Source organism: Ruficoccus amylovorans (assembly GCF_014230085.1).
GTDB lineage: Bacteria > Verrucomicrobiota > Verrucomicrobiia > Opitutales > Cerasicoccaceae > Ruficoccus > Ruficoccus amylovorans.
Genome location: NZ_JACHVB010000035.1, coordinates 365,370 through 390,169 on the forward strand (window position 1 = coordinate 365,370; position 24,800 = coordinate 390,169).

Genomic DNA, 24,800 nt, shown 5'->3' on the forward strand with positions numbered 1-24,800 from the left:
CGGCTCAGCGTTCGGGAAGGTTTTTTCTGGCGGCTTTAACGGTTTCACCCGGCGAGCAGGAGCGTGGGGTACCGTCGAGGTTGAAATCCTGTTGGGCCGTGTTCACGGGGTCGGCGCTGACGCTGATCTCGTCAGTTGTGACGGAGACCGTGAACCACTGCCCCCGTCGGCAGAAGCGGAAGCTCAGCCCCGTCCAGGCCGAGGGCAGACGGGGGGCGATGCAGACGACATCGCCCTCTCCGGTGCGCAGCCCACCGAAGCCGAGCACGGCGGCCATCCAGGCTCCGCCGTTGGCGGCGGGATGGGTCCCTCCGATGTAGAGCGGCCCAACGAACTGCTTGGATTTGCCGGTGAGGTCGATGGTGGCCGTCCTCAGGAAATATTTGTAAGCCCACTCGGTGCGCCCGAGTTCGGCGGCGAGGAGAGCATAGACGCAGGGACTGAGGCTGGAGCCGTGCTCGGTGCGCGGTTCGTAGTAGTCCCAGTTGGCGGCTTTGGTGGCGGCATCGTAACTCCCGGAAAACAGGTGCAGCATGAGCACCACGTCGGCCTGCTTGATGACCTGGGTGGAGGTGGCAACGCCATTGGCCCCGCCCCAGTATTCGTTCGGATCGAGAAGGCGCTCCTTGAGCGCGGCGGGGGTGGAGTCTTCCAGCTTGAAGTAATCGCTGAACTGCTCGATGACCCTGGTCCGGGCGTCGGGGGCTGGGATAAAGAGCTTGTCGCGCATGTCGGCGAGACGGGGGAGGTCTTCGGCGAAACCGAGGCGCTCGATCAGTGCCGCGCAAAAATCGGGACGCTCGCGTTCGAGCAACTCTACGGCTTTGAGCGCAATGTCGAGCGTAGCTCTTGCCATCACACTGGTGAAGGCGTTGTTGTTGACGCGCTCGTGGTATTCGTCGGGGCCGTCCACATCAAGTATCTCGTAGCGGTCGCGTTCCGGCTTGTACCAGGCGTAGGAGTAAAAGAAACGGGCGCATTCGAGGATGACCTCGGCTCCGCCGTCCGTCAGTACATCCAGATCGCCGGTGAGGGTGGCATGCCGCCAGACGGCCAGCGCCACATCCGCGCTGATGTGCACCTGCTTGTCGCGGAAGTAGGTCCGCATCGGGCGGTTGGTGAGTACGTCGGTGATATTGAAAAGCGTGCAAGCGTCGTCGCCGGTTTCCTGGCTTTCCCAGGCGTAGTAGGCCCCGCGGAAGCCGTATTCGGCGGCCTTACGGCGGGCACCGTCGAGTGTGTGGTAGCGGTAGTTGACGAGGTGCCGGGCCAGTTCGGGCTGCGTGTGGTCGAAGAACGGCAGCATGAAAATCTCCGTGTCCCAGAAGATCGCCCCCTTGTAAACCTGACCGGAAAGGCCCCGTGCGGGAATGGAGGCACGGTCGTCGGTCGGGCAGGCGATGAGCAGATGATAGATGGAGTAGCGCAGGGCGAGTTGGGCGTCTTCGTCCCCCTCTATGCGCACGTCGCTGTTGCGCCAGCGTTTTTCCCAACAGCGGACATGGCTCTCAAGCAGGCTTTCGTAGCCGGTGGTGGCCGCGTTTGTGACCGTGTCCGCCGCCGAGGCTGCGGGAGCTTCGGTGTCGGCACCGGTATGCAGCCCAATGTATTTGGTAAAAGTGAAGGTATCGCCTGCTCTGGCCTGCAGCCGGTAACGGTGGTACACCGATTGTGGACCCGCGGCGAACTCTGGAGCGGGAAGCTTCTCCCCGTGGACGACGGCAGCGGTGGTCACAGGGATGGCAAGCTCGCCGGTCTGGGCGTCGAGGGTGAGCATCCCCTCGATTTGGGCCGCACGGAAGTCTTTCAGGTGCGGGCCGTTGATGTCCCAGATGTCTCCGTCGATGCCGGTTTCGATAAGCAGTTCGCAGTCTTCCTGAGTGTTTACGCTGAAACGCAACACGCCCAGGTGTTTGTTTTCCAGACTGAGGAAACGGCTCGAGGCGAGGGTGATTTCGTTACCGCCGCTCAGGCGCAGACGTGTCTGGCGGTAGTGGACGGCCTTGTCGAGTTCGAGCCACTGGCGGTGGCTGACAATACTTGCCGTGAGCGTGGAGCAGGCTTCTCCATTCGCGCTGACTTTGACCCCGAAGGCGGCAGGGGCATTGACTGGCTCGCGCCATTTGTCACCGTCCCGGTCGTAGAGGCCGGAAATGGTACAAGCCGCCAGTTCGGCGGGGCCGTGCTCCTCCAGAGTGCCGCGCAGGCCGAGGTAGCCGTTGCCGATGAGGAACTTGTTTCCGTTCTTTTCAACGTCGTTGGCGCTGTAGGCTTCGTCGCTGACCGACCACGGATTACTGGGAGAGGAAAGGGAGGCGCTCATGGAAAGGAGAATGGGATGGAACCTGAATAAAGGGGAAGTGAATCTGTTGCGGCTAGTGTTGAGTATAGCCAGAACATGCCCGTTTAAAAGCGTGCTCACAAGTGTCTAGTGGTATCCACCCCGGTAAATGGGCTGAACGATTTGGTAACGGTTTGCGAATTACGCAAATACGTATATATAGTGAGACATGTTTGCTGCCCCCGGAAACATAATGCCCTTACCGGATCGGATAGGACAGCTACCGTTATCTACCATTGTTGAATCTTTCGTCTCGCTGTATGGCCGTTATAAATTCGTAGCTATAAGGTTTTTTCCAGCCCCCACCTGGTTCGTTGTTCTGTCCGCAGGAAAGAAACATTTTGGATAACAACCGGAAACCTCTTTAATCCCCGAACCGTCACTGAAACATCCATCCCGTCATGCTTTATACAGAAGTCAAATACATGCCTGAACGCAGCAAGACGTTCCTTGGCAGCCCGTCTGTTGTCCGTCTCGAAGATGGCTCGCTGGTCGCCTCGCACGATTATTTCTACGCCGAGAGCGATGGCTTCGATGATGGCCTGATGCGCATGTGCAGCGTCTATCGTTCGGAAGATGACGGGGCGAGTTGGCAGAATTGCTCGCAACTGATCGGCGCTTTCTGGAGTTCGTTATTTCTCTATGAGGGAGCCCTCTACATGCTCGGGTGTGACCGTCGCTACGGCTCGATTGTCATCCGTCGCAGTGACGATGGTGGCTTCTCCTGGACCTTCCCGCTCGACGCCGACCGTGGCCTGCTTTTCCAGGGAGGCAAGGCGGCGGAGCCACCGAACTACCACTGTGCGCCGACGCCGGTACTTGTCCACGAGGGGCGGATTTACCGCGCTTACGAAGATAATGTGACGGCGCTCTGGCCCTCCGGTTTTCAGGCCTTTGTCATTTCCGCTGAGGTTGGCTCCGACCTGCTCAAGGCTTCAAGTTGGACGATGAGCAACAAGGTGCCCTTCGATCCCACCCGCGTTCCCTCGGATTGGGGCGAAACCGGTCCCGGCTTCCTCGAAGGTAACATGGTCGCCGGTCCCGACGGGCAGCTCTGGAATATCCTGCGCATGAGCACGGAGCCGCATTCGGATTACGCCGCCATGGTCAAGGTCTCCGCTGACGGCCGGGAACTGAGCTTCGATTACGACAGGGACATCATTCGCCTGCCCGGCGGCACCCATAAGTTCACCATCCGGCGCGATCCGGTGAGCGGACTTTACTTCACCCTTGGCAATAACAACACCGTCCCCGGTAAGGCCAGCCAGCGTAACGTGCTTTCGCTTGCGGCCTCACGCGACCTGCGGGAGTGGAAGATCCTCAAGCCCATGATCGTAGACGAATCCGGCCTGAGCCAGGAGGATTCCTTGCGCCTGACCGGTTTTCAATACGCGGACTGGCAGTTCGACGGGGACGATATTATCGCGCTTGTGCGCACGGCTTGGCGCGGCGCGGTACGTTTTCACGATTCCAACCGGATCACCTACCATCAGTTTAAAAATTTCCGTCGCCTATGCGCGGGCATGGAGATTTGAGGACGCCGCGGACTGAATCTTTGTTTCGCTTTAATCAGGATTACGCCCCATGACCCCCGACCAGAACCGGACCCAGCCAAACATCCTGCTGATCATGACCGACCAGCAGCGTTGGGACAGCCTCTCGTGCTACGGCTGCAAAGCCATCGAAACACCGAATCTCGACCGGCTTGCCGGGGAGGGAATGCGCTTTGACCGTTGCTACTGCTCGAACCCGATCTGCACGCCCTCGCGGGCCAGTTTGATGACCGGGCAACCGGTTCCGGTGCATACGGTTGAGCGCCTCTACGACGTGCTTCCGCCGCAGACGCCGTTATTTCCGGTTTACCTGCGGGAGCAGGGCTACCAGACCGCGCTTTTCGGGAAACTCCACGTCAGTGCGATCCGCCACGAGCTTGAGAACCGCAAGCCCAACGATGGCTTTGACGTGTACGAATGGTGTCCCGAGCCGAGCCTCCTGCTGGATCATCCGGAGCAGGCTTACGGACGCTGGCTGGAGCGTGAGCACCCGGCGTTTTACCGCGAATTACTGGCGAACGGACGCCAGGTCCAGGATGTGCCCCGCGAGTGTCACATGACGCATTGGGCCGCCGGGCGGACGATTGACTATCTGCGCAACCGCGACAAAGAGCGTCCGTTTTTTTGTAAAATGAGCGTCTTCGATCCGCATAATCCCTACCGCGACTATCCGGGCGAGTTCAGGGAAAAAGTGGATGCGGAGAAAATACCGCCGGCGATTACGGATAAAGTTGAAATCTCAGCTTTACCCGAGGCTGTCCGGCGCGAGCATGAGCACGGCTACATGCTGGCGGGCACCACGAAGGGCCCAGCCTGGGGCGGGAAAAAAGGCACCACCGAGCCTCCCGAACGCGCGCCGGTGGAGAGCTTTTATACGGATGAAGCTATCCGCCGTGACCGTGTTGATTACCTGGCGTCGATCGCGCTTCTCGACGCCGAAGTCGGCCGTGTGCTTGACGCGCTTGACGACGAGGGCTTGAAGGAAAATACGCTGGTTGTCTTTTGCAGCGATCACGGGGACATGCTCGGCGACCACAGCCTGTTGGCCAAGGGTGCCTACTTCTACGACCCGTCCGTGCGTGTGCCGCTGATTCTGCGCTGGCCGCAGCGTATTCGGCCCGAGACAGTCAGTGTGGCGCCGGTTCAATTGCATGACCTGACCGCGACACTCCTGCATGCCGCCGGGGTAGACCCCCAATGGCTGCGAGGAAACATGCCCGACTCTTTCGATCTGCTCGGAGCGCCCGGCGACCCCGTTCGCGAGGCCTGTATCTGTGTTTATCATGGGACGGGTATCTGCGACACGGGAAGCTATTTTGATCCGCCTATCTACGGAGCGATGATTTTCGACGGACGCTACAAGCTCAATCTCTACTTCCCCGAGGGGAAGCCGGAGCAGGGCTTCGACGGCCAGCTCTTCGACCTGTACAATGATCCCGGTGAGTGTGACAACCTCTGGGGAGAATCCGCCCACGAGTCGAAGCGGGAGGCCCTCCGGTTGCGCCTATTGGCCTGGTATCGGGAACACCCTGCTTGCGCGGTTGCGCATTGAACGGAGGGTTTACGTTTAAGGAAAATTTCACGGGTATGCTTGTGGCAGGTCAGGCCGTTAGTGTCTTATCCGGTTGTGGTGAATCGCGGGTGTGGCAAGCGGTTTCGACGATTGGAAGGGCCATCTTAAGTCGCAGCCGAATGGTCTTGCCCGTACCTCTTTTGATTAAAATGAGTCCTGTCACTTGCGGATACATCTCTTATTTGGTATAATCTGGTCATGTCTCCGCTGGAAAGTTTCAGCCGCCTGCATGGCGGGAAGTTTACACGGCAGACCGGTTTGGAGCCTGAGCAGACCCGTGATTATTGGCTCATCATGGAATCATTTCATCCGCTATTTCCGGGATGGATCGGGCGTAGTCTCCAGATCGAACGAAACTGGGGCATGATGTTCCACGGACAGGAAGAGAAGCGCAGGACAATTACGACCTATGGACTGACCTATGTGTACGAAGGGGAGGGCGAGTACAGCGATGATTTGAACGAGCAGCCGATCCGTGTGCGTGCCGGTGACGTCATCTGTCTCTTTCCAGGGAAAAGGCATGCCTATCGTCCTCTGCCGGAGCAGACCTGGAACGAAATTCACATCGGTTTTTCCGGCCTGCTTTTCGACGCGTGGATGGGCACCGGGCTGCTGGATCCGGACCATCCGGTGCGCGGCCTGGCCAGCGAATCCAGGGACGTGGGTTATTGGCTGAAGCGTTTCCACGAGGTGGTCCTGCCGCTGGCCAAAGTCGGGGCCGAGCCCGCGCTCAGCGACAGTGGGCGACTGGTTGCCCTGATTGCCGAAATGTGCACGGCCTGGGGCTCTCCCAAACTGAGCGAAAATGTGGAATGGGCGGATAAGGCCCGGGCGGCTCTGATCTCACTTTCTCCGGAGGAGCCGCTTGATCTGGTCGTGCTCGGGCAGCGTTTCGGGCTCGGTGAACAGGCTTTCCGCAAAAAGTTCAAACGCCTGTGCGGGGTTACACCGACGGTGTTTCGCTCCCGCAATCTGGTTGAGCAGGCCTGTCACATGCTCATCACGAGCAACGCCTCGATTAAGGAAATCGCCTTCGAATGCGGCTTTGGCAGTCAGCCGTATTTCTCGCGTCGTTTTAAGCAAATCACCGGAGTTTCACCGGAAGAGTACCGGGCCCGGTCGGAGGTATAATAATGGTTATAGATGAGTGGATGAGTCGATATTCAAGCCCGGAGCGACGATTTTTTTATACCGTTTCGGACACGAGAGTCACCTTATCCTGTAAGGGTTTAAATTTGACCGAAAGATGGATGTGATGAACGTTTTTAGTCATTACAGGAAACGGCTAGTAGAGAAAGCCCCGCGTTTTAACCCCCCACGAAAACCCCAGCGGTTTGTGGCCAAATCCCACTTCAGTATGAAGCCTATCAACCCCTTGAGAAAAACCTTTTTTCACGCCTCGGCCCTGAGCCTGCTGATGCCGGTTAGCGCGCTGGCCATCTCCACCACCGTCTGGGACGGATCAGACGGTAATTGGGGGCAGGAGGCCCAGTGGAGCGACGGCATCCCGTCGGCGGCCAAGAATGTGAACATCCCTGCCGGGAAAGTGCAGCTCAATACCTACGCGACCGCACGGCTGTTCCTGATCGGGTGTGAGGCGGGCAAGAGCGCAAGCCTGGTCGTCGAGGAGGGCAGTACGCTTCAGGTGGGCTCAGCAGGAGCCTCCCGACTCGGTGCAGCGGATGGGAGCACCGGAGTGGTCACGCAAAACGGCGGCAGCGTTGTTATCGGTAATACTTTCTATGTCGGTGGTTTTCAGGCCAGCGGAAGTTCCAAGGCTACCTACACGCTCAAGGATGGGAGCCTGAAAGTCTATCGCGGAGACCTCGTGCTTGGGGGGAACAGGACCGGCTCGTCCGAATCGCTCTTTGAGCAGCGTGGCGGCGAAGCCGAACTGGGTGGCCTGAGCATCGGAGGCGAGCGCTACCTCGGAATGAAGGAATCCCCGGTCAACCAGGCGGAGTACGCGATTTATGGTGGCAAGCTTCAGGTAAACGGTGCGCTCAGCCTCGGCACCGAAGGGACGAATGGCAGCGGCGAGGCCAGCCCGGTGCTGAGTGTCCACAGCGGTGCGGTGGATGTTTTCGTGCGTGGCAGCCTGAACTTTTACGATCACAAGAAAAGTCACCCCACGCTCCGGTATGTTTTGACCGATTCAAAACCCGGACTTATCCGTGTGGCGACCAAAGGCGATGTTTCGCTCGGCGGAGCACTGGAAATCAACCTTCCGGGTGGAGTCGCAGTACTTTCTAGCTCCGAGCTTGGGCTGCTGCAGGCCGGAACAGGCAAGTTGGGCGGTAGTTTTACCACGCTTCCTTCGGCGGAACTGTGGAGCCTGAGCACGCCAACGGTCGGTCGGGATCGCAGTGAGCTTCGCCTTTCATTGGCTGAAAAGGCGCGAGTAGCCGAAGTCACTTCGTCACAGCCCGCGACTTTTGCCCCCAGCAAATCCGGCTATGCCGTCCTTGGGAATTTAACCGCGGGTGCCGCCTATGAGGTGACGCTGACGGTCGCCGCCGACGGCTCGGCCAATGCTGCCGACTGGGCCAAGTCCATTACCCGTCCGGGCATCACGGCCGAAGCGGGCGCGGGCGGGACGGTTGTCATTCGCGGGACTGCCGATGGTGAAACGCTTTATCTGGTATGGGATGTATCCGATATAGGAATATCTGTTGTTGGAGTGAGTCTTTAGAACTAACGTCCGTTAAATTGGAAGTCATGCCTTACGGGTTTTTAATTATAGATACATGATCCGGTTGCTATAAGACAATAATTGCCCCATTATACCGAACGAAAGGAGCCTGAAATGAAAAACGCTATCACAGAGCCCACTGGCAGGGCGAATGTGGATCTCGACGAGCTGGATGCGCGTCGCCGGAGGCGTGACATGGCAGCTCCCGGAAGAGCCAGGAATCAAATGGGATATTTGTCAGCCAGCACTGGTAACCCTGCGTCTGGTCTTCAGCGTCGTCTATTTAATTTTGCGTCCGAGAAGCGTCGTCGATGCCCGTTCCGGGCCTACCGGCTGCCATCGGACTGTCTCATACGCCAAAAGTTTCTCATAGTCCACGAAGGCTTACCAAATCGGATATGATACGGACATATTCCTGCAAACATTTCCGGTTGTAAGCTTGATGGTGTGAGAGCTATATTACCCCTAAACATAACCCAGAGATGCCCCTTATGGTTAATGGTATTACGGAAGTGACGCGAGTCGTGTCGGACCGTGAAAACCGCTATTGAGCGGGCTCTATTGCTTATCCTCAAACTCCAATACACCGAAAGGAATCGTGATCATGCGTCCATCCACAGCTAACTTCTCTCGCCCGGCTCTGCGTAGCCGTTTCGGACTCTTCGCCGCCATACTGGCGGGAGTCAGCCTCACCCCCGGCCTCTTTGCCGCTTCAACCTCTTGGACAGGAGCGGTTGACGATGATTGGACAAATGCAGGCAATTGGGATGGGGGACTGCCAACATCGGCTCTTGATACTATCATCCCTACCGGTGAGGTTGTATTGGACGGGACCGGGTCTACCCGGTTTGCGCGTCTGGGAACTGTCGCCGGAACCACCCAGCTCACCATTAACAGTGGAGCCTCGCTCACCAATGGGGGCGCCGGGGCGTTTGCTGCGGGGCTGACTTCTGGGGCGACGGTGGCCATCATCCAAAATGGCGGTTCTGTTGATATCAACAACTCCTTGTACCTCGGTGGTACAGGTTCAGCCAATGGTGGCGATGCCACCTACACCGTCTATGATGGGTTACTGGATGTCAGTGGTAGTCTTGGTATCGGCAATAGTTCCGGTGGCAGTACCACGACTTCCTTCATTCAGCAAGGCGGTGACGTGACACTGGGCAGCCTGGATATCGGGTCACGCCGCTATGGCGGTGGGGCTGTTAATGTAAACGATGCGACCTATGAAGTCAGTGGCGGCACCCTCGCGGTCACCGGGAACTGGAATCAGGGCCTGGATGAAGGTACAGGCAATGGACGGATTGAGTCCACTGGACACGTTATCGGTTCAAAGTCCACGATCTCCGTGGGAGGTAACATGGTGCTGAAGCAGAATACGCAAAGCTCGTCCACCCTGCGCTACACCCTCGACAATGGCGGGGTGAGCAAGATCAACCTCACTAACGGCGGTGCCGTGACGCTTGCCGGGACGCTGGAGACCGATCTCATGGGCGGCATGGTTCTGACTTCGGGTAACACCTTCTCGCTGATCGAAACCGCTGAGGGTGGCATCACCAATGGCTTTTCCACGCTGCCCGACAGCGAGCTGTGGAACGTCGAAGTCGTCAGCGTCGGTGGTGGGCGTGAGGCCTTGCAGTTGAGCCTTAATGCCGCCGCTCTCCAGGGGACGGTCGCTGCCGGCGGTTCCGCCGCTTTCGCCGCCACCGGTAAGGGCTACGTCGAACTGACCGGCCTAAGCACGGGATCGACGGTGAGCATCTATCTCAACGCCGACGCCGGCACGGGACTGACGATTGCCGATCTCGTGAATTACCTCGACCAGAACGGAATCGTAGCCTCCACCACGAGTGAAGGTGGCTACAATGTGCTGGTTTCCATCGCGGCTCCCGGCGAGACGGCCTACTACACCTGGGACCTTAGCGGGTTTAACGGTGACGCCACTATTTCCGGCCTGATGGTGATTCCCGAGCCGGCCTCGACGGCCGCTCTGGCCGGACTGGCCGTGCTCGCGGTGGCTTATCTGTTCCGCCGCAAGCGTCGTTAGTTTTTTCCTGGCATCGCCAGATTTAACCGTCTGGCGATGCTAAATCACCCTTAGGAATAACGTTTTTTTAATATCTCCAAAGAGACGAGTTTGCATACTCGTTTGCCGAGGAGGGGGAAGGGTGTTGTCCCGTTTGCGGATCCACACATTTCCCGACGAACCAGCCCTGACTACCAACAGGTGCAACGGCGTGTCGGCGGCGGGCTTTCGGTCCATCTTGCGCCAGCCGTTCCATGCGTACCCTTAACCATACTTATATGAAAAACAGGAGATCTACTTTTACTTTGATAGGCCGGGCGCTTTTGTTCGCCGGTCTGATGCCGGTTGCTTCCGCCCAAGTCGATATCTCGACGCTCGGGGTCAAACCAGGGGATGCGACCGACAACACCGAAAACCTCCAGCGCGTCCTGAACGAGGGACCGGGCATGCTATTTTTCCCAGCCGGAACTTACCGGACGGGCACAGTAGAAGTCCCTGCCAACCGTACGCTGATCTTCGACCCCGAGGCGGTCGTGCAGCCTGTAGCGGACAAGGTGAAGGATAAAAACCTCTTCGTCGTGACCGGTAATGACGTGCAATTCCGGGGGCTTCATTACGATTTTGCCGATGGGGGCAAGGATGTGAACGAGACTGCTGTCTGGAATCTGGTTTACGCCGACGGCGTGTCGAACCTGGTGGTCTCCGAGGCGGACGTTGGCAATACGGACGAGCGTGGTCTCGTGCCTCTGAAGGAGCGCAAGCGCCGCGGCCGCCTGCTCAACCGCGACGGTTCCGACCCGGCCAAGAAGTACAACCACAACGGCTACTACAACTCCCAGGTGCTGCTCTGGGTGGTCAACTGCCGCGATGTGGTGCTCGAGAATTCCAAAGGTTTCCGTTTGCACGCGATGCTGCATGCGACGTCTTCGGCTAACGTCACTGCCCGCGGCAACCATATGGTCAGCGGCAACTACATGACGAAGTTTCTGGAAGGTTCGGAAAACCTTCGCCACCACGATAACTGGTCCCGCGACGTGAAGTACCAGGTCTGCTGGTTTGGCGGTTCTCCTGACCCGTCGCGCAAGCCCTATCTGCCCCGCGGTTCCTCGACCGTGGCCAAGCGCGAGGTCAAGCCCGGCGAGTCCGGTTACAACCCCCACACCTCGGGTGCCTTTGACGTGCTCGTGCAGAACAACTACGCCGAGTATGGCAACACGCTGGCCTGGGGAAACAAGGGCCGCCAGGTCGTGATTGACAGCAATATCGCCCGCTTCATCTCGGACTACGCCTATGGCAGCGAAGGGGGCGAGAACCTGGTCTTCTCGAACAACATTTCGATCAACTCAACGGCGGGTGGTATCGTCTCGATGTACTGGGGCGAAAAGCTGCTCATCACCGGCAACCTGATTATGGTCCGCCATGAGCCGTGGGAAGAGGAGTGGAGCTGGTGGGACAGCCCCGCGAAGTACCTCGGGCCGTTCGTGCGCCTGCACCACGGCCCCTCCAACGAGGGCGATATGTACGGCTCCGGCACGGTCATGATTACCGGTAATCTCTTCTCCAACGAGCTCTCCACCCGCACGACGGATATCTCCATCCAGGCCGGACGCGACGTGACGGTGAGCGGCAACAAGTTCATCAACGGGCGCGTCAACAAGTTCGGCCCCGGTAAGGTCACGGTGATGGATAACGAGTTCGTCTCCCGCCTGGAGTATGATCCGCTCAGCGTGAATATCATGCCGCGCGGCTCGGATATGGTCATCGTCAAGGGCAATATCTTCCGCCAGGAGGCTCCGATTATGCCCACGGACGAGCAGCTCGCCTCCTCCGAGGCCAGCAAGGTGCCGTACTTCCTTTTCACCGATGACGATCCCAACGCCGAGGCTGAGGAGGGCGCTGTCACCGGCGACATGCCCGCGATCTCCATCGAGGCAAACGGGCCGTTCTTCGGGCTGGTGGAAGATAACGCGATTTACGGCTGGATTGACGCGATTTCCGGTCAGATCCGTTCGAATGTGGCCGGGGCTTCCATCCTCGTGCTGAAGAACACCACCGATGGTATCATCACCGTCGACTCCAGCAACCCGAAGTCCACTGCCCTGGTTGAGAACAACACGGAAATCCCGGCGGGGCTCATGCCGCAGTAACCGGAGCGATGTTTTTATAAGCTGAAAATACAGCAACAGCACACGAGGTAATGAGAGAACCATCAGCAACGACGGCCGGAGTCCGTGACAGAGAGTAACGAAAGCGACGCCCATCATGCATATCATTGACTGGTCAATCATGTTGCTTTCGATCGCCCTCGTCGCGGGCTTCGGGATCTTTACCCGGCGCTACATGCGCAGCGTGGCGGACTTTATGTCCGGCGGGCGTGTGGCCGGGCGTTATTTGCTGACGGTTTCCAAGGGCGAGATGCAGGCCGGGGCGGTCGTCTTTGTCGCAGTCTTCGAGATGATTGGGCAGGCAGGGTTCACCATCACCTGGTGGCAGTGGATTCAGGTCCCGGCCATGCTGGTGGTGGCGATCTCCGGCTTTGTCATCTACCGCTTCCGTGAGACGCGGGCGATGACGCTGGCTCAGTTTTTCGAATTGCGCTACAGCAAGTCGTTCCGTGTTTGCACTGGGGTCATGGGGTTTGTCGCCGGGGTGCTCAACTTCGGGATCATCCCCTCGGTCGGGGCACGTTTTTTTGTGTACTTCCTGGGGCTGCCGCCCGAGCTGGATCTGGGGTTCATGGCGCTGCCGACGTACATTCCGCTGATGGGCTTCTTCCTGTCGATCACGCTGCTGCTGACGATTTCCGGCGGCCTGATCACCGTCATGGTGACGGATTGTCTGGAGGGAATGCTTTCGCAGCTTTTCTATATCGTGATTATCGCGGCGCTGCTGCTGCTGTTTTCATGGGATGAAATCAGCACGGTGCTCGCCAGCCGCGAGGCCGGGCACTCGATGCTGAATCCCTTCGACGCCTCTTCGGTCAAGGACTTCAACGTCTGGTACGTGTTGATGACAATCCTGCTCGGCGTGTACGGCACGATGGCCTGGCAGAACGCCAGCTCGTATAATGCGGCGGCGTTGACGCCCCACGAGTCGCGGATGTCGGGCGTGCTCAGCCGCTGGCGCGAGTACGGGAAGGCCTCGGTCGTGACGCTGTTGGCCGTGTGCGGGTTGACCTTCCTCAACAACGCCGATTTCGCCACACAGGCGGCTCCGGCCATTCATGCTATCGATCAGATTGCGGACCCGCAGGTGCGCTCGCAGATGCAGATCCCGGTGGCGCTCTCGTACCTGCTCCCGCTCGGGATCAAGGGTGCGCTGTGCGCGGTGTTTCTGATGGGGATCTTCGGGGGTGACTCCACGCACTTGCATTCCTGGGGGAGCATTTTCGTGCAGGACGTGCTCGTGCCGCTGCGCAAGCGTCCCTTCGGGATGAAACAGCATATTCGCGTGCTGCGGCTGTCGATCACCGGGGTGGCCGTGTTCGCGTTTCTGTTCGGCTCACTTTTTAGACAAACTGAGTACATCATGATGTGGTGGCAGGTGACGACGGCGGTCTTTGTCGGAGGGGCCGGGGCTGCCGTGATCGGCGGGCTTTACTGGAAAAAAGGCACCACGGCGGGCGCCTGGTCCGCGTTGATCACGGGCTCGACCCTGTCGCTGAGCGGGATCCTGCTGCGGCAGATTCTCAAGGACGATTTCCCGCTGAACGGGATTCAGATTGGGTTTTTCACGGCGCTGATCGCGATTCTGGTGTACATCACCGTGTCGCTTATCACGTGCCGCGAAGACTACAACCTCGACCGCATGCTCCACCGGGGCAAATACGCTGCGGTCAAGGACAAGGTTGGTGATGCGGACCCGGTTCCGCCAAGGCGCAGGCTGAACTGGGGCCGTATCATCGGCTTCGACGGGAATTTCACCCTCGGGGACAAGTGGATCGCAGGCGGCTTGTTCGGATGGGGGATATTCTGGGCAATGGTTTGCATTACCGGTTCGATCTGGAATTGGGTCGCTCCCTGGCCGGTTCATGTCTGGTCCTCGTTCTGGCATGTGGTGGGCATCCTGATTCCGGTCCTGATGACGATTGTCACCGGCATCTGGTTTACCTGGGGCGGTATCCGCGATATGCGCCGGCTCTTTGTCAGCCTCAGAACCCAGACCAGTAGCGAATTTGACGATGGCACGGTGGTGGGTCACCTGAACCTCGACGAGGCCGTGCAGGAGGAGGAAGCCCCTGCTGCCGAGGGAATAAACCGACCCGCTAATGATCCTGCTTACAGGCAAAAGTGACAGATGTTTTTGAGAAAATGGCAATTAATGCCGATAATAAGGACAGTTAACATACGGCTTCGGCCGCTTACCCCCCGCTTGTTATGAAAGTTTCCCCTAAAGACGCACTTCTGGCCAAGAGCCGGAGGAGAGGCTTTGCACTCATTGTCGCGCTGGCCCTGATGTCTTTTATCTTTCTGCTCATCATGAGCCTGACGACGCTGGTGCGGCTGGAGTCTCAGGTCAGCGCGACGAGCGTGGAAATCAGCCGCGCCCAGCAGAACGCGCTGTTCGGGCTGCGTGCAGCCATCGGCCAGCTTCAGGAGATGGCTGGGCCGGACCAGCGGGTGACGGGAACGGCCGGACTGGTCGAAGGTCTGTCCCAGCCCTTGCATGCGAACTGGACCGGTGTTTGGGATGTCTCCGGGCTCAACCCCCACGCGGCCTTCACGGAGCCTGCGGTAGCGGGGTGGCTGGTGTCAGGGACGAGCACGTCCGGCGGTTCGCTGGAACCGGGCTCCACCGTCAAGGACCCCATCCTGCTGGTGGGCGAGGGGAGCGTGGCCGAACCTGACGACCAAGTGCAGGCGGGCCGTGTCGCGATCTCTTCCGAGGGTGAGGAGACCGGTCACTTCGCTTACTGGGTGGCCGACGAAGGGGTCAAGGCGAAGGTCAACCTGAACGACCCCCACCGACGTGCTTCCAGTGGTACCAACGAGGAAAAACGTTATTCGCTCATGAGCGCGCAGCGTTTCGGGGTGGAGAACATCTCGACGGAAGCTTCCGGCGGTGGAAAGAAAATCGGCGAAATCATTACTCCGACCGATGAAACCTCAGAGGCTGAGCTGCTGCGCTTGGCATCGGTCAATCAGCTCGGCGTCATCAACAGCGAACTGGACCCGGTGCGCAAATACCGCTTCCACGACCTGACGACTTATGGCAAAGGACTGCTGACCAATACCGCGCAGGGAGGCCTGAAGAAAGACCTCAGCCTGGCCTTTGAGATGGACCTTTCGGATTTCAATGCCAATGACGCTTTTGCCGCCGCTGGCGAGTCCGTCCCCAACCTGAGCGCGCACAGGGTCAACTACCTTTTCGCCTTTGATGACTTCGGCAGCCCCCGGCCGGCGGCTTCGGACGCCTTGGCACGCGGTCCCACCTGGCACTTGCTGCGCAACTACTACCGACTCTACAAAAACGACGACCCCGACCGTAACCAGTCTTACAAAACCGGTCATCCACGCGGCGTCGAGTCCAGCGGCAGCGGCTACAAGATCGAGGCGAGACCGTATTTTCCCAATCCGCCCAATAATGGTTCAAAGACCGGATCGGTCACCGAGGGCTATTACTTTGCCGGGTCTGACCCGGTGGCTCGTGCCCAGTACACGAACAAAAGTGGCGCGAATGTCGATCTGGCTCGGGAAACCGATATGCCGATCAATCCGATCGTGCTTCGCGAACAGTTCATCCTGAGCCTTGAGACCGTTCTCGAACAGGAGGCCGTCGCTGCGAACGAAGAAACTGGCACTCCCCGCATCCCGGCCAAATACCGGTTAAATATGAAGATTGCGCCGCGGATCAGCATCTGGAACCCGTACAACGTGAAACTGGAATTCGACTCGATGGTGGTAAACCTGGTCCATACCACGATCAAGACCAGTATCAATGTGGAGAAAGGCACGAACCGGGAGTACGAGCTGAGCAACATGCTCAACGGGCAGAATATCAGTCTCATATTGACAGCTGCTGGCGGAGGAAAAACAACGCTGGAGCCCGGCGAAATCGTGATCTATGCGATGTCGGAGAATACTTATATGCCAGCAAGCGGTACCCTCGAAAGTGCCTGCCATCCGTATGGAGGGCCGATCGCCGAGCTCCCTGGGATTCTCTTTGACGAGCTGGACCTGGATGATAAGGACAATAACAATCATGTCCTTATCGTCGAAGACGATGAGAATATCCTGATTTCCGGCGAAACCGGCACATTTATGCAGAGCTTTATCCGGCTCGGGCGCTCGGTTGGTGGATCTGACGAGATTCGCGACGTGCACGCCGGACGCCTCAAGGCTTCCAATGTGATCACATGGCCTCCAGATGGAACCGCGGTCACACTCATGGATCTGGACGCGGACGGCTTGCTGGCGGTTCCGCTCCCCATCGCTGTGATGGATACCTACCTGAAGCCTGCCTCGGATAACGAGCCGGTACAGTTTCTCACTCACTATAATCCGCGTGCGAGCCATTTCCGGCGCTCGACGGGCGTAATGGAAGAAGAGGACTTGGGAGAAGGGCCGGTCAACCCCGGGAACTGGAGTTTCAGTCTGGGGGAACTTTCGAGCTGGAATGACGGCTCGATCCCGACGGCCGGCTCCTGGGGAGATGATAACGAGACTGGCCATACCCATGTCGTGTTGTTCGAGATCCCGACGCTGCCCATGCAGTCACTGGCCGGCTTCCAGCACGTTAACAACGTGACTCACTACGCGCAGCAGCCCGCTTACCCGATTGGCAACTCCTACGCCAATCCGTACATTGACCGCGAATCGCTGAGCCGCACGATCTCCGCCACCAACAGCGGCAAGACCGAGCACTACACCCAGCTCGACTGGTCCTACCTGAGTAATGAGGCGCTTTGGGATGAGTACTATTTTTCCACGCTTGTGCCCCGGGCCGACCTGGGCATGGACGACAGTGACTGGAACGCGTTCGTCACGGGTTTTGCCAATGGTACTTACGGGTTGTCAAATTCCCGCATCAGACTGCTTCCGGGAGCCGCTCCGGCAGACTTCGTCGAAACCGTGCTCGGCAGTTCCGGGGGAAATGACATTGACGCGGATGCCTACGAGCAGGTTGCGGCCTCACTGGCGGTGGATGGGGCGTTTAACGTGAACTCCACCTCGGTGGAGGCGTGGAAAGCGCTTCTGAGTGCGACCAACGGGATCGACGTTTCCTACCTCAGTGGCGGGGGAGGCAGCCAGTCCACCGCCAGTTCCCAGGACAACCCCTACAGCCGTCTGAGTCTCCCCAATGACCGGGCGGACAGGCCTTGGACCGGCTTCCGTGCGCTGACTGAAGCGCAGATCGAAGACTTGGCCGAAAAGATCGTGGAGCAGGTGAAGCTGCGCGGGCCTTTCGTTTCGATGGCCGATTTCGTCAACCGCCGCCTGGCCGATGACGATACCGGCTTGAAGGGGGCCTTGCAGGCGGCTATCGACGAGACGACGATCAATAATGACTTTTCCTCCAAGGTGAACAGTTCCGACCTGAGTTCCTACAACATACCGTTCGTCGATCACGCGGTTGGGCCGATCGAGTCGGGGGCCACAGGCTACCTGCGCCAGGCGGACCTGCTGCAGACGCTTGGGCCGGTGCTGTCCGCCCGTTCCGATACCTTCACCATCCGCGCCTATGGAGACTCGGTCAATCCGGTGACAGGCGCCGAAGTCCGCGCCTGGTGCGAAGCTGTCGTCCAGCGCACTCCGCAGTACGTGGATAATTCCAACCGCCCCGAAGACACGCCCGGCACTCCGCTCAGTGCGGATAACGAGCGTTTCGGTCGCCGCTTCGAGGTCGTGTCTTTCCGCTGGTTGGGCGAAGACCAGATTTAAGGAGACACCCACATGAAAAAATCCCCGCTCTCGATTCTCACCTTCCTCCTGCTTCTTGGAGCCTTCTTCCCCTTGCGCGCTCAGGAGGAGCCTCCCTTGCGGGTCCATTTCACCTGTCTGGCCTGGGATGGCGTTCATGCGAGCGGACTTCACTACCTCGATGGAGGGGAACTGGTTCCTTTACGCATTTCCAGTGTATTTCGCGGCAAGTCCCACGAATACGCCGGCACGAACCCCATTGTATTTTACCGCACCGAGGCACTGGCGGATGGCACCGTCCAGCGCATTCCGGCGGCCAGCGCGACTATCCCCGCAGGCATGAATGACGTGCTCTTGCTTTTCCTGCCCGCGACGCCCGGACAGGAGAACGGGCCTGAGTTTAACATCGTGGTCATTGATGACAGCCCGTCTGTGTTCCCCTGGGGCTCCTATTGCATTTACAACCTGAGCGCGTACGAGGTGGGAGGCATTATCGGGAGCGAAAAATTTGTCCTGCCGGGAAAGAAATCGCGCATCGTGATTCCCGACTCCAAGGATGAAGTTGATGTGCAGATCCACTTTAGCCAAAAAATCGACGGGCAATGGGTTCCCAAGGTGAATACGCGTTGGGTTTACCGGAAAAACGGACGCAGCATCGTTTTCGTTACCGATGACGTGACTTCCCGAAAACCCCGTTTGAAAATCAAATCTATCGACCAGTTTACCAGTAAATAGCTGCAACAGATGAGGGCTGAATATGGCCCGCCAGCCGACCGTTTTCGGGGTGAGTGGTTCGCATCTTTAATGAGGCTGCGGTTTGTTTCGTATAAGCGGTAATGGAGAATATTATGTTGGGGAAAACGATTTTTTACGCGGCGGCCATGTCGGTTGGGGTGATTGGGCAGGCTGCCGATCAAGTGCCGGGCGGGCATCCGAATATCATTGTTATCGTAGCGGACGACCTCGGACACGGTGATCTCTCTCTGACCGGTTCGGAGGAGATCAAGACGCCGAATATCGACAGCCTCGCGGCCAACGGGAGTTTCTTCACCGACGCTTATATTTCCGCTCCGGTCTGCCTGCCCAGCCGGATGGGGCTGATGACCGGCACCTATCAGGAGCGGTTCGGGGTGCAGACGCTCGCCGGCCCGGGCGGGACGCGTGACTACGGCATCCCGGCGGATCGCCCGACGCTGGCCCAGGAACTGAAGGCGGATGGGTACACGACCGGCGCGGTCGGCAAGTGGCACCTCGGGGAACGCGAGGAATACCTGCCGAACCAGAAAGGCTTCGACGACTTTTATGGCTTCATCGGCGGTTCGTTGCCATACTTTCCGGACAAGCCGGGGATGATCTGGCACAATGAGAGGAATGTAGAGAAAACCCAATACATGACCGACGACTTCGGCGAGCGTGCGGCGGCCTTTATCGAGGAGAATCGTGGCGATCCGTTTTTTCTCTATCTGGCATTCAGCGCCGTGCATCTGCCCCTGGAAGCGACGGAAAAATACATCGAACCCTACAACCATATCAAGGACCGCAGCCGCCGCACGTACGCGGCCATGACCACGGCGATGGATATAAATATCGGGCTGGTGCTCGACGCTTTGCGGAAAAACGGCCTGTACGAAAATACGCTGGTGTTCTTCGTCAGTGACAATGGAGGGTTTCCTCGTTTCTGGGCTTCCAACGCGCCGTTTCAGGGGGGCAAGTACGTGCTCTACGAGGGCGGCATCCGCACACCTTTTCTTGTCCAATGGCCCGCGGGCGGCGTTCCCGCTGCCCGGCGTTTTAGTGAGCCGGTCAGCGCGCTGGATATCTTTCCCACGGCTCTTGCCGCAGCCGGAGCTGAGTATTCAGGCCCGCACGCGCTCGACGGGGTGAACCTGCTTCCCCTGCTGCGTGGGCAGACGGACAAAGCTCCGCACGAACGCCTCTACTGGCGGTATGGACCGTACATGTGCGCCATGCGCGAGGGGGATTTTAAAATCCTGAAAAACGGAACCGGCGACAACAAGACCCCGCAGTGGGCATTATATGATATCGTCAACGACCCCGGCGAGACAATGGACCTTTCCACCCGGATGCCGGACAAATTCTCGGCGATGAAGAACGCTTTCACTGTCTGGGACGAGGCCCTGCCGGAGCCGGATTTCATTGACCAAAGGCTGGTTGAAGGCATCGCCTGGTGGGAGGTAAAGAAGAAGGGACACGAGCCTGTTCAGGAGCAGGATTAAAGCGATATCGCTCTGATCCGAAACCCAGGCCAGTCACGTTATTTTCCGCGTTCCGTACTGGTTGTTCGGAGTGTGACGTTCTCGGGGGAGGCGTGTGGGCCCATTATGTCTATTCGATTACGCCTTGCCAGCGGGCGGTGGGACGATGTTTAACTGCGGAGATGCCTTTTTCCGCTGCCAGCGAGAGTCCAGTCGATAAAAACCCCGGGCTGAGCCTGCTGATCAACCTGCGTTGGCTGGCTCTGGGCGGGCAGGTCGGGCTGTGTATCTTTTCCCAATTGGCCCTCGGGATGTTGCTGCCCTGGCGAGTGTTGCTGCCCTGCATGGGTGTGACCGCATTGACAAACGCGGCGGCGGTGCTCCTCAAAAAACGGGGCATCGCCCGGGGGCAAAGCTTGTGCGCGGGCCTGCTTACGCTCGATACACTGACGCTTACAGTAATGCTCTACTGGACGGGCGGCTCGCATAATCCTTTCGCGATTTTTTACCTGCTGCACATCGCCATCGCGACCATTCTGCTGTCGTACTCGATGGCGTGGGCCTCGGTGCTACTGTGCGCGGGGTGTTACGCGTTGCTGTTTCGCTCGCCGCACATCATTCCGAGTCTGTCCGGGCACGAGTTCTGCGGGTCGATGGACTTCCATCTGCACGGCATGCTGCTGTCGCTGGTTCTCGTGGGGATGGGCATCGTGTTTTTCGTCGGGAGGCTCAGGATCATGCTGGCCCGGCGCGAGGCCCAACTCAAGGAAGCGCATATGCGCAGCGTGCGTAACGAGCGTTTCGCGGCGCTGGCCACACTCGCTGCGGGCGTTGCGCACGAGCTGGCAACACCGCTGGGGACGATTGCCCTGGTCAGCGAAGATCTGGCTCAGCAGGCCGGGGACGGCTGCAGGAGCACCGGCTGCATGAAAGACGCGGCGCTGATCGGCTCCGAAGTCGAACGCTGCCGGGTGGTGTTGGAAAAACTCCGCCTGCAAACGACCGAGGGCGCGGGCGACCCGTTTCTGGAATTGGCCATCGGGGAGATACCCTCGCTGCTGACGCCTTACCTGAAGCCCGAGCACCTGCGGCAGTTGCATTTCAAAAATCAGTGCCTGAGCCGTTCGGTCCGCCTCCCGCAGACGGCGTTGCTTCAGTCGCTGGCTGTGCTGGTCAAAAACGCCTGCCAGGCGGACATCAACCACAAGGGGGTTTTGCTGATTGTTTCTGAGGCAGAGGGTAAAATTCGCTTCATGGTGGAAGACGAGGGCAGGGGAATGCCCGCCGATGTGGTTGAGCGGTTGGGGGAGCCGTTTTTCACGACCAAGGCACCGGGTGAAGGCATGGGGCTGGGACTTTTTCTTGTCAGGATGTTCGTCGAGCGTATCAATGGCGACTTGCAGGTAGACTCTACAGTGGGCCGTGGAACGCGGGTGACGCTTGTGATTCCCCGGCACGAATCAGGCAGCGATGAAAATACTTCTGATTGACGACGACGCGACGTTCCGCGAGCGCCTGGCACTCTCGCTGCGCCGGAGGGGGCACGAGGTGTGGACGGCGGACGATGGCGATGCGCTCGGGCAGGCCGGGGACGTTTCGCCCGACGGGGTGCTGCTGGACCTGCGCATGCCCGGCGAGGGGGGACTGGCCCTCATTCCGCAGTTGCGGGAGCTCTGTGCGCATGCGCGCATCATCATGCTCACAGGATATGGCAGCATTGCCACGGCGATGGAAGCCATCCGCCAGGGCGCGGCGGATTACCTGACCAAGCCCGCGAGCCTTCAGCAGATTTTAACGGCGCTCGAAGGCCGTCCGCAGGAGGCGGAGGAAGAGACGCCCAGTCTCGACCGCGTGGAGTGGGAACACCTCCAGCGCGTGCTCGCCGACTGTGACAACAATATCAGCAAGACCGCCCGGGTTCTCGGTATCGACCGACGCTCGCTCCAGCGCAAGCTGGCGAAGTACGCGCCATCGCGTTGATATTTATTCGCTGGGAATGCCAACGTCTCGCTGCACCTGCCGGAAGGCCCGGTGCCGTGCAGCCACGCGAGGAAGGTGGCGCGAGAGGGGCGACGCGGGAAGGGGGTGCGGCATTTTGCCACATTCCCAAGGCGGATGAGTCATGGTAAGGTGGCTTCCGCTTATGTACGTTATTAATTCCTTTCTCTCTGTACTCATCAACTGCCTGCGGGGTCTCACGCACGGACGCCGCCGGCGCGTAGTGGGGGCCGCTTTCTTGGCTTGCGCCGCCTGTTGCGCGCTTCCGGGGGGCCGGGCGGGTGAGCTTTCCAATATCCCTATCAACGGAATGTACATGGCCTATTTCAACCTCGATACCGAAACGGGCGCATTGAGCTGGACGAACGAAGCGGGTTATAACGACAATCAGGTGTTGAAGCCGCTTGCCGTCACCAATCCGGGAGACTATTTCGCCAGCGGCAGCGGGTGGGCCTCACTGCTCAATCCGCCCGCGCAGGGCGGCCAGGGGGCGGCCTTTAGCCGTCTGTTCGGGTTCAGCCTGTCGGGCGACCTGCGGACCTACCTGGAGAGCAACGACTACTCGATTGCCATCCAGTTGGATTCGATCACCTACGGCAGCGGGGCGCTCGCCGGGGAGGATGCGGGCAACACCAGCGTGTACTACTTTAACGCCGGCAGCGACGACTGGGGGACCGCCAATGCCGCCAAGGAGGAGTGGAGCGAGTTGACCGGCTCCACTTACCTGATCTGGAACGGACAGAGCTTTTCCAACATGGTGCATGTCCCGGTCATCACGACGGATACCTTTTCGTCCGAGTACTTGCTCAGCTATACGCTTTCGATCGTTTACAACATGCCGGAGGACGGTGTGAACGCCACCGTGGTCAACTCCGTCACCACGGTTGATGGCATAACTCCGCTGACCATCAGCTACTCCGCCTACAGCCAGGTCCCCGAGCCCGCGACCTACGCGATGCTGGGCGGGGTGGTTGCGCTGGCTTGCGCCGCTTTGATGCGCCGCCTATCCGCGAAATCATAACTACTGGAACGCTTAGGTATGAGACGCTTGAGTACACTGATACTGGTGCTGGTCTTGTCCCAGACGGCGACGCAGGCCGCGACCCTGGACATGATTCCCGGCCCCGACGATACGGGCGGGATGGTCATGCCGCTGGTTTACCTGAACATGGAACAGCAGAGCGTGACGATCGACGGTTCGCAGGGTACGCTCATTCCCATGTATTCGCTCCAGGACTACGAAGTGTGGGGAGCGTATCCGTTTTCCGATACGGTTTTCAATCCCTCACAGTCGGAGCAGGAGTGGTACGACTTGCTGGACCCGACCCGGCAAAACCTGCCCTTCAGCACGCGCTACGGTTTTGAGGTTATTTCGGGGAATGCCTCGTCCCTGCCCGCGGGCTCCTATGTCTATATCAAGGCGACCTCGATCGACGAGGGGCTGAAAATCTACGATGTGGGCTACTGGGCCGATGTCTGGCAGCACGAAGGCGATCCGGGCACCTGGATACAGGTGTTCGGGGAGGGCAACTTCGGCTCGGCCTACGGGCTGGATAATATCGCGGCCTGGGGGGATGCCAGCACAATCAAGATGTGGCACCCGGTCGTGGTTTCGACCCGGACGGGGCTGCTGTCCGCGACGTTTGAAATCTACGTCGGGGACGGCTATGCGAATCCGCTGGAGGGCTGGACGAGTGACACGACAACCCTGAGTTGGGAGGTGCCGGTAGTGCCGGAGCCTTCCACGCAGGTGGCTTTGCTCGCGGCGCTGGCAGTGCTGGGACCGGTGCTGGGGTCTCGCCGCCGCGTCCGGTTCCGAACCGGGCATGCCCGATGAGGCGCGGCTTTACGCTTTTGGAACTGCTGGTCGGGTTGAGCATTGTGACGATTCTCGGGACCGTGGTTTTCGCGGTCAGCGCCGATGTGCGTGAGAACGCCCAGACCATTGGTTGCACCGCCCGCCTGCGCGCACTCAGTCAGGCGGTCCTGGCCTACTCGGTGGACCATCAGGGGTATTTTCCGCGCAGCGGCCACTCGGGCAGTTCATGGGCGGCGGCTGTCGCTCCCTACCTGGGTGAACGGGAATTGGCCAACCCTCTGGACTACCGGGGGCTGGCGGCTTTCTCCTGTCCGGTGCAGGAGGCAGACGGTACCAGTGAAACGACCTGGGGCTACGGTCTGAATGTCTTTTTCGAACTCAGTTCGCAGATGCGTTACACCCCGGCGGGGCTTCCCATACTCGGGAGCCGCGATACCTACACCGGAGCTCCTGCCACCTGGAACCGCCCGTCCGACGTTCCGCACCCGGAGCGTACGATCCTGCTGGCGGAAAACCCGCACGCCGTCGCCGATCACTTTATGGCGCACCAGTGGCGTGTGCAGGGCGCGGTGTACTCCGCCGTGGCCCATGACCGTCATGGGGGGCGGGCTAATTACGCATTCGTTGACGGACGCGTCCAGACGATGAAAGCGGGAGATACTTTTGATCCCGCGACGGACACCAATTTGTGGAATCCCTCCCTGGCGAGGTGAGGCCAGGGAG

At 59.2% G+C, this 24,800-nt stretch carries 15 protein-coding genes and 1 pseudogene; 15 read left to right on the top strand and 1 reads right to left on the bottom strand.

Annotated elements, in window-relative coordinates; genetic code table 11:
- Positions 1 to 4: 4 nt before the first annotated feature.
- Positions 5 to 2,323 (bottom strand): glycoside hydrolase family 65 protein, encoded by a 2,319-nt coding sequence (locus H5P28_RS13195; RefSeq protein ID WP_185676174.1) that lies wholly within the window; start codon positions 2,321 to 2,323, stop codon positions 5 to 7.
- A gap of 419 nt (positions 2,324 to 2,742) precedes the next feature.
- On the opposite strand from H5P28_RS13195, the gene H5P28_RS13200 reads away from it, so the two are divergent.
- From H5P28_RS13200 to H5P28_RS13270, 15 genes and pseudogenes are all read left to right on the top strand, one after another.
- Entirely contained in the window at positions 2,743 to 3,876 is a 1,134-nt protein-coding gene (locus H5P28_RS13200) for an exo-alpha-sialidase (RefSeq protein ID WP_185676175.1), read from the top strand.
- 49 nt (positions 3,877 to 3,925) lie between these two features.
- Positions 3,926 to 5,446 (top strand): sulfatase family protein, encoded by a 1,521-nt coding sequence (locus tag H5P28_RS13205; RefSeq protein WP_185676176.1) that lies wholly within the window; start codon positions 3,926 to 3,928, stop codon positions 5,444 to 5,446.
- A gap of 219 nt (positions 5,447 to 5,665) precedes the next feature.
- Positions 5,666 to 6,598, top strand: a complete 933-nt coding sequence (locus H5P28_RS13210; RefSeq protein WP_185676177.1) for a helix-turn-helix domain-containing protein — start codon at positions 5,666 to 5,668, stop codon at positions 6,596 to 6,598.
- 226 nt (positions 6,599 to 6,824) lie between these two features.
- Positions 6,825 to 8,159 carry a hypothetical protein gene (locus tag H5P28_RS13215; protein ID WP_185676178.1) on the top strand — a complete coding sequence of 445 codons (1,335 nt, stop codon included), beginning with the start codon at positions 6,825 to 6,827 and terminating at the stop codon, positions 8,157 to 8,159.
- 604 nt (positions 8,160 to 8,763) lie between these two features.
- The gene (locus H5P28_RS13220; protein ID WP_185676179.1) at positions 8,764 to 10,206 is read left to right on the top strand and encodes a PEP-CTERM sorting domain-containing protein; all 1,443 of its coding nucleotides are present in this window, start codon (positions 8,764 to 8,766) and stop codon (positions 10,204 to 10,206) included.
- A 317-nt stretch (positions 10,207 to 10,523) separates the two neighbouring features.
- A complete protein-coding gene (locus H5P28_RS13225) occupies positions 10,524 to 12,332 on the top strand; it encodes a right-handed parallel beta-helix repeat-containing protein (protein ID WP_185676180.1) in 1,809 nt (602 codons plus the stop codon).
- A gap of 214 nt (positions 12,333 to 12,546) precedes the next feature.
- A pseudogene (locus H5P28_RS20135) lies at positions 12,547 to 13,821 on the top strand (sodium:solute symporter family transporter); the annotation flags it as partial.
- A 740-nt stretch (positions 13,822 to 14,561) separates the two neighbouring features.
- Positions 14,562 to 18,065 (top strand): pilus assembly PilX family protein, encoded by a 3,504-nt coding sequence (locus H5P28_RS13235; RefSeq protein ID WP_185676182.1) that lies wholly within the window; start codon positions 14,562 to 14,564, stop codon positions 18,063 to 18,065.
- A 12-nt stretch (positions 18,066 to 18,077) separates the two neighbouring features.
- A complete protein-coding gene (locus tag H5P28_RS13240) occupies positions 18,078 to 18,779 on the top strand; it encodes a hypothetical protein (protein WP_185676183.1) in 702 nt (233 codons plus the stop codon).
- A 113-nt stretch (positions 18,780 to 18,892) separates the two neighbouring features.
- On the top strand, positions 18,893 to 20,281 hold the full coding sequence (locus H5P28_RS13245) for a sulfatase-like hydrolase/transferase (protein WP_185676184.1): 1,389 nt from the start codon (positions 18,893 to 18,895) through the stop codon (positions 20,279 to 20,281).
- A gap of 161 nt (positions 20,282 to 20,442) precedes the next feature.
- Positions 20,443 to 21,750: a sensor histidine kinase gene (locus H5P28_RS13250; protein ID WP_185676185.1), complete on the top strand. Its 1,308-nt coding sequence runs from the start codon at positions 20,443 to 20,445 to the stop codon at positions 21,748 to 21,750.
- Positions 21,731 to 22,240 (top strand): response regulator transcription factor, encoded by a 510-nt coding sequence (locus tag H5P28_RS13255; protein ID WP_185676186.1) that lies wholly within the window; start codon positions 21,731 to 21,733, stop codon positions 22,238 to 22,240. The genes H5P28_RS13250 and H5P28_RS13255 overlap by 20 nt, the downstream gene beginning before the upstream one ends.
- A 163-nt stretch (positions 22,241 to 22,403) precedes the next feature.
- Positions 22,404 to 23,279 (top strand): PEP-CTERM sorting domain-containing protein, encoded by an 876-nt coding sequence (locus H5P28_RS13260; RefSeq protein ID WP_185676187.1) that lies wholly within the window; start codon positions 22,404 to 22,406, stop codon positions 23,277 to 23,279.
- An 18-nt stretch (positions 23,280 to 23,297) separates the two neighbouring features.
- Complete coding sequence (locus H5P28_RS13265; RefSeq protein ID WP_185676188.1) at positions 23,298 to 24,095, top strand: PEP-CTERM sorting domain-containing protein; 798 nt, start codon at positions 23,298 to 23,300, stop codon at positions 24,093 to 24,095.
- The gene (locus H5P28_RS13270; protein ID WP_185676189.1) at positions 24,092 to 24,790 is read left to right on the top strand and encodes a prepilin-type N-terminal cleavage/methylation domain-containing protein; all 699 of its coding nucleotides are present in this window, start codon (positions 24,092 to 24,094) and stop codon (positions 24,788 to 24,790) included. The genes H5P28_RS13265 and H5P28_RS13270 overlap by 4 nt, the downstream gene beginning before the upstream one ends.
- The last annotated feature ends 10 nt before the right edge of the window (positions 24,791 to 24,800 follow it).